Genomic DNA, 9,256 nt, shown 5'->3' with positions numbered 1-9,256 from the left:
ACGATTCTTACACAGGGCCCGTGCGCTGGCCCGGCATGTCGCCGAGGCGCTGGTCGTCGCGACGAGCGCGGGGCCGATCGTGTCGCAAGCGGATGCCTCGACGGTTTGCTGGATAAGGACGCCCTCTGTAGCGCCGGGACGCCCTCAAGCGGTGTCCGTTGAAGGCTGTCAGAAAACTGCGTATATTTCTGACAAGGTAAAGCCATGCAACGATTGACCGAACAGATCCTTGCGCACGCGAAGGGCTGCCGGAAGGCATGCCGGTAGCTGCTAAGAGCTTGCTCCACCTCGGCAATCGGGCCGCGGTGGATCAGGCCTTGTCGCGTCTGGCCGAGCGGGGACGATTGCTTCGGGCAGGTCGCGGCGTCTACCTTCTCCCCGTTGCGAGCCGGTTCGGTTCGAGGGCTCCGTCCGTGGAAAAGGCCGTCGAGGCGCTCGCGAATCAGCGTGGCGAAGTGATTGTCCCGAGCGGGGCGGCTGCGGCCAACACCCTCGGCCTCACGACGCAGGTGCCGGTCCGGTCGGTCTATCTGACCTCCGGGCGGACGCGGAAGATGAATCTCGGCAAGCAAGTCATTGAACTTCGTCACGCTCCGCGCTGGCAGCTGGCCATGGCGTATCGGCCGGCCGGCGCGGCGGTGCGCGCGCTGGCCTGGCTTGGGCCGGAGAAGGCGGAGGCTGCGTTGAAGACGTTGAAGCGGAAGCTTCCGCCGGCAGCCTTCAACGAGTTGGTCACGGCAGCTCCGCAGCTTCCGACGTGGCTCGCGCGAAGCGTGGGGAAAGCTGCGCATGGATGATGCCTTTCTGAGCCTCCCGCTCCGAGATCGCCGGGAGGCACTGAGCGTCGCAGCCGATCGATCGGGGCTCCCGGCACACCTTCCTGAGAAGGACGTGTGGGTGGTCTGCAGGCCAACCGCAACGACACGGACGTCCGCGCCCGCCTGGCCGCCCATGCCGACGATCTCGGCTACGCGCTGCTGCTGAAGGCGGTCCGCCCGGACGTCCTCGCGACCACCGAAGGCGAGATCGAGCAGGCGGCCTGGAGCACGGTGCCGAACGTCTCGCCGCTGTTCTGGAGCTTCCGGCTGATGGTCGGGCTCGGCTTCTTCTTCATCGGCCTTTTCGCCGTCGCCTTCACCCTGGCCTCGCTGCGCCGCCTGCACACGTCCCGCCTTTTCCTGCGGGTCGCGCTGTGGGCGCTGCCGCTGCCCTGGATCGCGGCGGAGCTCGGCTGGTACGTGGCCGAGGTGGGGCGGCAGCCCTGGGTGATCGAAGGCGTGCTGCCGACCTTCCTGGCGGTGTCGAACCTGTCGGCGGGCAGCGTCCTGACCACGCTCCTGGGCTTCGTCGCCATCTATTCCGTCCTGCTCATCGTCGACGTCTTTCTGATGACCAAGGCCATCCGCCTCGGCCCCGCGCCTTCGGAGCCGGACCTCCTGGCCGAGCCCGGCCTGGCCGCCGCACCGGCCGCGGCCGAATAGCCCCGCGAGGATCGCATCATGTTCGACTACGAAATCCTGCGCCTGATCTGGTGGGCGCTGCTCGGCATCCTCTTGATCGGCTTCGCCGTCATGGACGGATTCGACCTCGGGGCCGCGACGCTGCTGCCCTTCGTCGGCCGGACCGACGCGGAGCGGCGGGTGGTGATCAACACCGTCGGCCCGGTCTGGGAAGGCAACCAGGTCTGGTTCATCCTGGGCGGCGGAGCGATCTTCGCCGCCTGGCCGCCGCTCTACGCCGTCGCCTTCTCCGGCTTCTACCTGGCCATGTTCCTGGTTCTGGTCGCGCTGATCCTGCGGCCGGTGGCGTTCAAGTTCCGCTCCAAGATCGAACATCCGACTTGGCGCCGGGCCTGGGACTGGGCGCTGTTCGTCGGCGGGCTGGTGCCGTCGCTGATCTTCGGTGTCGCCTTCGGCAATGTGCTGCAGGGCGTGCCCTTCCGGTTCGACGAGACGCTGCGGATGACCTACGAGGGCACCCTGTTCGGGCTGCTCAACCCCTTCGCGCTGCTCTGCGGCCTGGTCAGCGTCGCCATGCTCGTCATGCACGGCGGCGCCTGGCTGGCGCTGAAGGCGGCGGAGCCGGTGGCCGCCCGCGCGGTCACCTTCATGCACTTGGCCGCGATCGCCCTGATCGCACTGTTCGCCGTTGCCGGCCTCTGGGTGGCGATCGGCATTGACGGCTATGCGATCGTCGGCACGGTGGCGCGTGACGGGCCGTCTAACCCCCTGCTGAAGCAGGTGGTGCGAGCCTCCGGGGCCTGGCTGGCCAATTATGGAGAGCAGCCATGGAACTTGGCCGCACCCGCGCTCGCATTCCTCCGTGCGCTCGGGGCGATCGCGCTGTCCGGCCTGCGGCGGCGCGGCCTCACGCTCGTGTCGAGCGCGCTCAGCGTGGCGGGCGTGATCGCGACGGCGGGTCTCAGCGTGTTCCCCTTCCTGCTGCCGTCCTCGCTCGACCCGAGCGCCGGCCTGACGGTCTGGGACGCCTCCTCGAGCCGCCTGACCCTCGCCATCATGCTGGGGGCGACCGTGGTCTTCCTGCCGCTCATCATCGCCTACACGGCCTGGGTCTACTGCGTGCTGCGCGGCCGCGTGACCCTCGCCCATGTCTCCGATACCTCTGCCCACTCCTACTGACGGGGAGAAATACCAATGTGGTACTTCGCCTGGGTTCTTGGCGTCGGCTTCGCCTGCGCCTTCTCCATTCTCAATGCCATGTGGCTCGAGCTGCACGAGGATGGCTCGACTGTTCGACTTGGCCGAACTGTTTGACGCGGTCGAGACCTTGGCCAGCCGGCTGCATGTCGACGGCGACCGGCTGGCGATCCTGACCAATGGCGGCGGCACCGGCGTTCTGGCGACCGAGGCGCTGGGCGACGCCGGCGGCACCATAGCTAGTCTCTCGGCCGAGACGATGGCGCACCTCGATGCGGCGCTGCCGCCGACCTGGAGCCGCGGCAACCCGGTCGACATCATCGGCGACGCCACGGGCGAGCGCTACGCACTCGCCCTCGAAGCGATGCTGGCCGATCCTGGGAAGGACGCGGTGCTGGTGATGAATTGCCCGACCGCCGTGGCCGATCCGATCGAGGCGGCACAGGCCGTCGTCCGGTCGATGGAGGAGAAGGCGAAGCGGGATGGCCGCCGCCCACCCATCCTGACCTGTTGGCTGGGCGAAGGCGCTGTCGCGGCCGCGCGCCGGCTGTTCGCCGAGCACCGGATTCCGAGCTACGCCACGCCCGGCCAGGCGGCGCGCGCCTTCATGCATCTCGTCCGTTACCGCCGAAACCAGGCGCTGCTGATGGAGACGCCGCCGGCACTGCCGCAGGACTTCGCGCCCGATCCGGCTGCGGCCAAATCGGTCATCGCCGCGGCGCTGACCGAGGGGCGGTCGATGCTGACCGAGCCCGAATCCAAGCAGGTGCTCGAGGCCTACCGCATCCCGGTCGTGCGGACCCGCAGCGTCGCCGCGGACCCGGATGCCGCGGCTGAAGCGGCGGCCGGCTTCCTGGGACCGGTGGCGCTGAAGATCCTGTCGCCCGACATCACCCACAAATCCGATCTCGGCGGTGTTGCCGGAACTGCTTCCCATTCTCGGCACCATCGCTGCGTTTTTGGCCATGATCGCGATCGTCATCGGTCTTCGGATGCACGTCGAGCCGGAAGCGCCTCGCTCCGTCGGCAATCCATTCAGCTTAGGGGCCATCTTCCAGTTAGCGGCGGTGATCGCGGTTGCCATGACCCTGGTCCGCTTCGCCGCGGCACACTTGGGAGGGCAGGGGATCATCGCGACCTCCGGTCTTATGGGTCTGGTGGACATCGACGCCGTGATGTTGTCGGTCGCAAAGACCGACCTTCCTGCCGTTCCCGTACGCGAACTCGAATGGTCCATCCTGGTGGCTGTCGGCGCGAATCTGGTCGCCAAATCGGTGTACAGTGCGATCCTTGGATCGCGACGCTTCGCCTTGATCATAGCAGGGGCGTCGGGAGCGGCGCTCGGGACCGGCCTGTGCGTGGCGCTCGTGATCTTCAGGTAGACGCCTGCAAGGCTGGTCACGAGGGCCCGGCGGAGGGACCGCCATCGAGTGCGGGTCGACAGTCTGGGACCGCTTGGCGGCGATAGAAGAATGAACCGTGCGTGTCGAATCCGCGCCGGCGCGCCTGCTGTGGGAGCAGGCGACCGAATGGCCGGTCAAGCAGCGCCGCTCGGACAGCGATTCTAAGCTCGCCAAACTTGCATTGCAGCGACGGTGTCTCCTCCTCGACCGAGTTTGCACTGCTCCTTGTTCCCACGGAGCGCGACTCGGGCAGCGATCACGGCGCCTTGCACCCGCCAGTTTTCCGCGGCAGCGGAAGCCTGTGATGTGTATCCCCAATCACAGCGTCACAGCGAATGAGTAGTACTCATTTTCATCCACCACGGCACGCCATTTTCGGAATGAAGCCGGGCATCGCAAATGCCGGCGCTTCAACGCCGGGAATGGCAGTCAGCGCCTTCAGAAGCTAGCTTTCGAGCCCGCAATCCGGATCTCCCGGCCTTCGAGGGCGTCGCCGCGCTGCGCCAAGGCGCGGAGATGCATCCCGCCTACGTCATCTACACCTCGGGATCGACCGGTACGCCCAAGGGCGTCGCCATGCCGGGTGGGCCACTCGTCAACCTCATGGCATGGCATGCCACCGTGATCCCGGGACGGGCCGGGACGAGGGTCGCGCAGTTTGCAGCATTGAGCTTCGATGCCTCGGCACACGAGCTGATGTCCGCCCTGTTCACAGGAAAGACATTGTTCATTCTGGACGCCGAGACACGGCGCAATCCCGCAGACCTGGCCATTTGGCTTGAGCGGAATGCCATCGAGGAGCTGTTCGCACCCGATCCGGTGCTCAAGGTGATCTATGAAGCATCGACCGAGCAGCAACGGGAACTTCCCGTCTTGCGAGACGTCATCCAGGCCGGCGAGGCCCTGACGGCCGACGAGAGCGTTCACTCATTCTACCGAAGCCAGCCGCTTTGCTCCCTGCACAACGACTATGGACCGACGGAGACCCATGTCGTCACCGCCTATACCTTGCCGCGAGACGTCGCCCGCTGGCCGACTTCGATTCCCATCGGCGCTCCGATGTGGAACACGCAGGTCTACGTCCTCGATGCGGGGCTGCGTCCGGTGCCCATGGGGGTGTCGGGAGAGCTGTACATCGCGGGAGCGGGCCTGGCGCGGGGGTATCTGGGCCGTGCCGCGCTGACGGCGCAACGGTTCGTCGCCTGCCCGTTCGGCACTCCCGGCAGCCGGATGTACCGCACCGGCGACCTGGCCCGCTGGCGGTCGGACGGAGTGCTGGACTTCCTGGGCCGTGCGGACGAGCAGGTGAAGATCCGCGGGTTCCGGATCGAGCCGGGTGAGGTGTCGGCGGCGCTGTCGTCGCATCCGTCGGTGGGTCAGGCGGCGGTGATCGCGCGGGAGGACCAGCCGGGTCAGAAGCAGCTGGTGGGCTATGTGGTGGCGGCGGCGGGCGCCTCGCCTGATGGGGCGGAGCTGCGCCGGCATGTGGGGCAGCGGCTGCCGGAGCACATGGTGCCGGCGGCGGTGGTGGTGCTGGAGGCGCTGCCGTTGACGGCGAACGGGAAGCTGGACCGTCGGGCGCTGCCGGCGCCGTCCTATGGGACGGCCGTCAGCCGGGCGCCGCGGACGGCGCAGGAGCAGATCCTGGCGGAGCTGTTCGCGGAGGTTCTGGGCCTGGAGGGCGTGGGGCCGGACGACAGCTTCTTCGACCTCGGGGGTCACTCGCTGCTGGCGACGCGGCTGGTGAGCCGGATCCGATCGACCTTGGGGGTGGAGCTGTCGATCCGGACGCTGTTCGAGGCGCCGACGGTGGCGGCGCTGGACGCGCGAATTGACGCCAGCGAAGCCCCCGCCACTGCGCTGGCCGTCCTGCTGCCCTTGCGGCTGCGGGGAACCCGGCCGCCCCTGTTCTGCATCCATCCTGGCGGAGGCCTCGCCTGGCCCTATGCCGGCCTGCTGCGCCACCTGCCGCCCGATCAGCCAGTCTACGGGTTGCAATCGCGCAACCTCAATGACCCCACCCACCACTCGGCCGCCATTGACGCCATGGCCGCAGACTATCTCGATCAGATTCGCACCGTTCAAGCCAAGGGCCCCTACCATCTGCTCGGCTGGTCCCTGGGCGGCCTTCTCGCCCATGCCATCGCCACGAAACTGCAAGACCAGCACGAAGTGGTCGCTCTGCTCGCCATCCTCGACAGCTATCCCGTGCGGCCTGAGGTGGATCAGCCCCAATCAACCGACCAGGACATCTTGGCTGTACTGATGGAGGATTTCGACGGCGAGCCGATCGACCTCGGTGAGGGACCGCTCTCGTTCGCCCGTGTCAAGGAGCATTTCCTCACCCGCCCAGGGGCTCCGCTCGCCAGCTTCGACGGCGATGTCCTCGAGCGGATGTTTGCAAACCTCCGCGCCAGCCCCGGTATCCTCCAGACATTTATCCCCGGTATCGTCCGCAGCGACGTGTTGCTCTTCCGGGCAACCCTCGTGGAGAAAGAGGAGAACCTGCGCTCGCCTGACGCCTGGCAGCCCTATGTAAAAGGCCGCATCATCGCCCACGACGTCGCCTGCCAGCACGGCAGAATGATGCGGCCGGAAGCTCTTGCCCGGATTGGCCCGATCCTCGCCGCCGCGCTCGAGCAGACAAGACAGACCATGACTTCATCAACAGAGGAGCTTCTGCCATGACCAACCCGTTCGAAACCGGAGACGGCAGCTTTTTGGTGCTTGTCAACGATGAGGGACAACATTCCCTATGGCCTGCCTATATCGACGTTCCCGCCGGCTGGGCCACAACCTTCGGACCGGATTCCCGTGCCGCCTGCCTTTCCCACATCGAAACACACTGGACCGACATGCGGCCAAAAAGCCTCATCGACGCAATGGATGACAGGCAATAAGGACGAAGTGGTTGAGCTTCGTGCGCGAGCGGCTCTAGAGTGGGACGTCGGTCCTTAAGATGATCAGAATCGCCACGCCGCGAGGCATATCAGGGCTGCGTCATACGGTGACTCTCAACTCGATATCAACCGGATGGAGAATTTGAGATGGCCAATTCAACCGGAAATAAGATCGATGCCCAAGATGTGGATGCGGCCGATCCCGATTCCGCAGCAGACGCCGCAGCGGTCGAGACACCGGAAGACCTTCTCGGGGCGCGGCGCGCGGGGGCAGAAAAGATCGTTCAGAATTATACTTGGATGAGTGCAGGTTCGGGCCTGATTCCGATCCCGATGGTTGACGCCGCCGCCAATCTGGTCATCCAGCTTGCGATGCTGCGGCGGCTATCGAAGCACTACGAGGTGCCATATTCCGAGAACCTCGGAAAGGCAGCTGTTGTTGCGCTGTTTTCCAGCATCGGCGGTATCGGAGCTGCACAATCGATCGCGGGCAGTGTGGTGAAGGTGGTCCCGTTTTTTGGCACCGTTCTGGGCGCAGCGAGCGTGCCCGTGACTTTTGGCGCCTTTACCTTCGGCGTCGGCAAGGTGTTCACCCAGCATTTTGAATCGGGTGGAACTTTCGTTGACTTCCGGGCGGAAGCATATCGCAGGTATTTTGAGGATATGTACAGCCGTGGAAAATCTATGGTCAAGAGAGGTAAATCCAAGATCACGGGCTCCGCAGCTGAAGTGGCGTGAGGTCTTTTCGGGGGCTCGGACGCGGATCGGATGTTGAGGCACAACTTCGTTGTGCTTTTTGATCAGTCCGTTCGTGGTGTTTGTCGCGTAGTATCTTTTTGACCCTGCGGAGCCGTTCGGAAGCCGCACTGCGATACGTTCGATTCCGAATCACATGCATGGCGGATTGCGGGTTGCTGATGTCGCGGACCGCTCTGCATTTGCGAGTTTTGCCGACAGGCCATCGTTCATTCCCACCCGCTGGCGGCGCGTTCTTTCTGGATGATAGCGGATCGCCGTCGGCGGCATCCGAGTGCAGTTGAGGGGACGATTTTGGACGCTGTAACGGACCGCTGCTGGCCATTGACCGCGGTGCAACGCGAGATCTGGCTCTCACAGCAACTCGATCCTCAGAACACCAAGTACAATATTGCCGAGTATCTGAGGATCAGCGGGCATATCGATGTTCCTGCTTTCCGGGCTGCCGTAAAAACCAGGCTATCTGAGATCGAAGTTCTTAGAACTTGCTTTATTAAAAGCAGTGATACTGAGATCGTGCAGATATTGTTGCCATATACGGAATGGCAGATGCCGTTTTTTGATTATAGCTTTGAGCCTGACGCTGATAAACGGGCTGCGCAGTGGATGGCCGCCGATCTATCCAGGCCGCTTGATCTGACCAGCGATGCATTGTTTTCGTTTGTTTTGTTCAAAACTGGCGCTGACGAGTTTGTTTTCTATCAAAAATTGCACCACATTGTGATGGATGGGCACAGTGCATCTGTGTTCACGCAGCGATTGTGTGAGCTCTATAACCAGATATTGTCGCGATCTTTCGAGCCGGCCGCGTTCGGATTTCTACAAGAGATCCTCGATCGGGATCGCAAATACCGGGCGTCCGAGCAGTATGCGGCTGATCGTCGGTTCTGGCTCGACCGTCTCGACGGCGGAGCCGAGGCCGTCTCGTTGGGCGCCGGATCGGCGGAGCCGGGGTCCTCGTTTCTGCGTGAGACGCACGTGCTTTCCGCGCCCGAGTTCAACGCGCTTTCCGCCGTTGCGACCGGGGCGGGAGCAAGCTGGCCGCAGCTGTTCATCGCTGCATTGGCGGTTTATCTCAGCAGGGCGACCGGCGAGCAGCGCGTTAGCCTTGGATTGCCCGTTCTCGGACGACGCGGCGCCCTGGAGCGAAAGATCATCGGCAGTATATCGAATGTCCTGCCCCTCCGGGTTCATGTCGACCCGAAATCGTCGTTCGTGGACATCGTAAAAAGGGTTGCTGCCGAGGTCCGTTCAACGCTCCGACATCAATCCTATCGAGCGGAGGGTCTCATCCGGGAGCTTCGCTCGATCGGCAGTGGGTCGAGGCTTTATGGGCCGACAATCAATGTCATGCAGTTTGACTATAATCTCCGATTTGGCGAGGCGGTCGCAAAGCTTCACAACCTCGCCCATGGGCCGGTCGAGGATCTCACGATTGCTCTCTATTCTTCGCCACAGCAGGAGGGGCTCCGCATCGATTTCGATGCGAATCCGGAAGTTTATGGAGCTTCCGAGGTCGCCGAGCATCAGCGACGCTTTC

General features: G+C 64.3%; 9 protein-coding genes and 2 pseudogenes. All 11 read left to right on the top strand.

Annotated elements, in window-relative coordinates; all coding sequences use genetic code 11:
- Positions 1–217: hypothetical protein (locus tag FFK22_RS44150; protein ID WP_221939221.1), on the top strand; the 217-nt coding region annotated here is incomplete at its 5' end.
- A pseudogene (locus tag FFK22_RS39570) lies at positions 205–797 on the top strand (DUF6088 family protein). The gene FFK22_RS44150 and the pseudogene FFK22_RS39570, both read left to right, overlap by 13 nt.
- Positions 798–893: 96 nt before the next feature.
- Positions 894–1,481, top strand: a complete 588-nt coding sequence (locus FFK22_RS39560; RefSeq protein ID WP_138893353.1) for a cytochrome ubiquinol oxidase subunit I — start codon at positions 894–896, stop codon at positions 1,479–1,481.
- 18 nt (positions 1,482–1,499) lie between these two features.
- Positions 1,500–2,639: a cytochrome d ubiquinol oxidase subunit II gene (gene cydB / locus FFK22_RS39555; protein WP_138893354.1), complete on the top strand. Its 1,140-nt coding sequence runs from the start codon at positions 1,500–1,502 to the stop codon at positions 2,637–2,639.
- Between the two features lie 15 nt (positions 2,640–2,654).
- Positions 2,655–2,774, top strand: coding sequence for a cytochrome bd-I oxidase subunit CydX (gene cydX, locus FFK22_RS39550; protein ID WP_138893355.1), 120 nt, complete (start codon positions 2,655–2,657; stop codon positions 2,772–2,774).
- A pseudogene (locus FFK22_RS44940) lies at positions 2,740–3,567 on the top strand (acetate--CoA ligase family protein); the annotation flags it as partial. The gene cydX and the pseudogene FFK22_RS44940, both read left to right, overlap by 35 nt.
- Before the next feature lie 55 nt (positions 3,568–3,622).
- Positions 3,623–4,039 (top strand): DUF4010 domain-containing protein, encoded by a 417-nt coding sequence (locus tag FFK22_RS44935; protein WP_373683774.1) that lies wholly within the window; start codon positions 3,623–3,625, stop codon positions 4,037–4,039.
- Positions 4,040–4,459: 420 nt separating this feature from the next.
- Complete coding sequence (locus tag FFK22_RS39540) at positions 4,460–6,748, top strand: amino acid adenylation domain-containing protein (RefSeq protein WP_143956937.1); 2,289 nt, start codon at positions 4,460–4,462, stop codon at positions 6,746–6,748.
- Entirely contained in the window at positions 6,745–6,960 is a 216-nt protein-coding gene (locus FFK22_RS39535; RefSeq protein WP_138893357.1) for an MbtH family protein, read from the top strand. Before FFK22_RS39540 ends, FFK22_RS39535 begins: the two co-directional genes overlap by 4 nt.
- A 147-nt stretch (positions 6,961–7,107) precedes the next feature.
- On the top strand, positions 7,108–7,698 hold the full coding sequence (locus FFK22_RS39530; RefSeq protein WP_138893358.1) for a YcjF family protein: 591 nt from the start codon (positions 7,108–7,110) through the stop codon (positions 7,696–7,698).
- Positions 7,699–8,049: 351 nt separating this feature from the next.
- A partial coding sequence (locus tag FFK22_RS39525) for a condensation domain-containing protein (protein WP_306770247.1) occupies positions 8,050–9,256 on the top strand: 1,207 nt, incomplete at its 3' end.

Origin of the sequence: Mycobacterium sp. KBS0706, from assembly GCF_005938675.2 — a bacterium.
Classification (GTDB): domain Bacteria; phylum Pseudomonadota; class Alphaproteobacteria; order DSM-16000; family Inquilinaceae; genus Inquilinus.
This window is presented reverse-complemented; position numbering and strand designations above follow the sequence as displayed.

What these genes read in the sequence shown, in the direction of transcription:
- FFK22_RS44935 (WP_373683774.1), top strand. Translation starts at nt 3,623, where the DNA reads ATGATCGCGATCGTCATCGGTCTTCGGATGCACGTCGAGCCGGAAGCG.
- FFK22_RS39540 (WP_143956937.1), top strand. Translation starts at nt 4,460, where the DNA reads ATGCCGGCGCTTCAACGCCGGGAATGGCAGTCAGCGCCTTCAGAAGCT.
- FFK22_RS39530 (WP_138893358.1), top strand. Translation starts at nt 7,108, where the DNA reads ATGGCCAATTCAACCGGAAATAAGATCGATGCCCAAGATGTGGATGCG.
- cydB (WP_138893354.1), top strand. Translation starts at nt 1,500, where the DNA reads ATGTTCGACTACGAAATCCTGCGCCTGATCTGGTGGGCGCTGCTCGGC.
- cydX (WP_138893355.1), top strand. Translation starts at nt 2,655, where the DNA reads ATGTGGTACTTCGCCTGGGTTCTTGGCGTCGGCTTCGCCTGCGCCTTC.
- FFK22_RS39535 (WP_138893357.1), top strand. Translation starts at nt 6,745, where the DNA reads ATGACCAACCCGTTCGAAACCGGAGACGGCAGCTTTTTGGTGCTTGTC.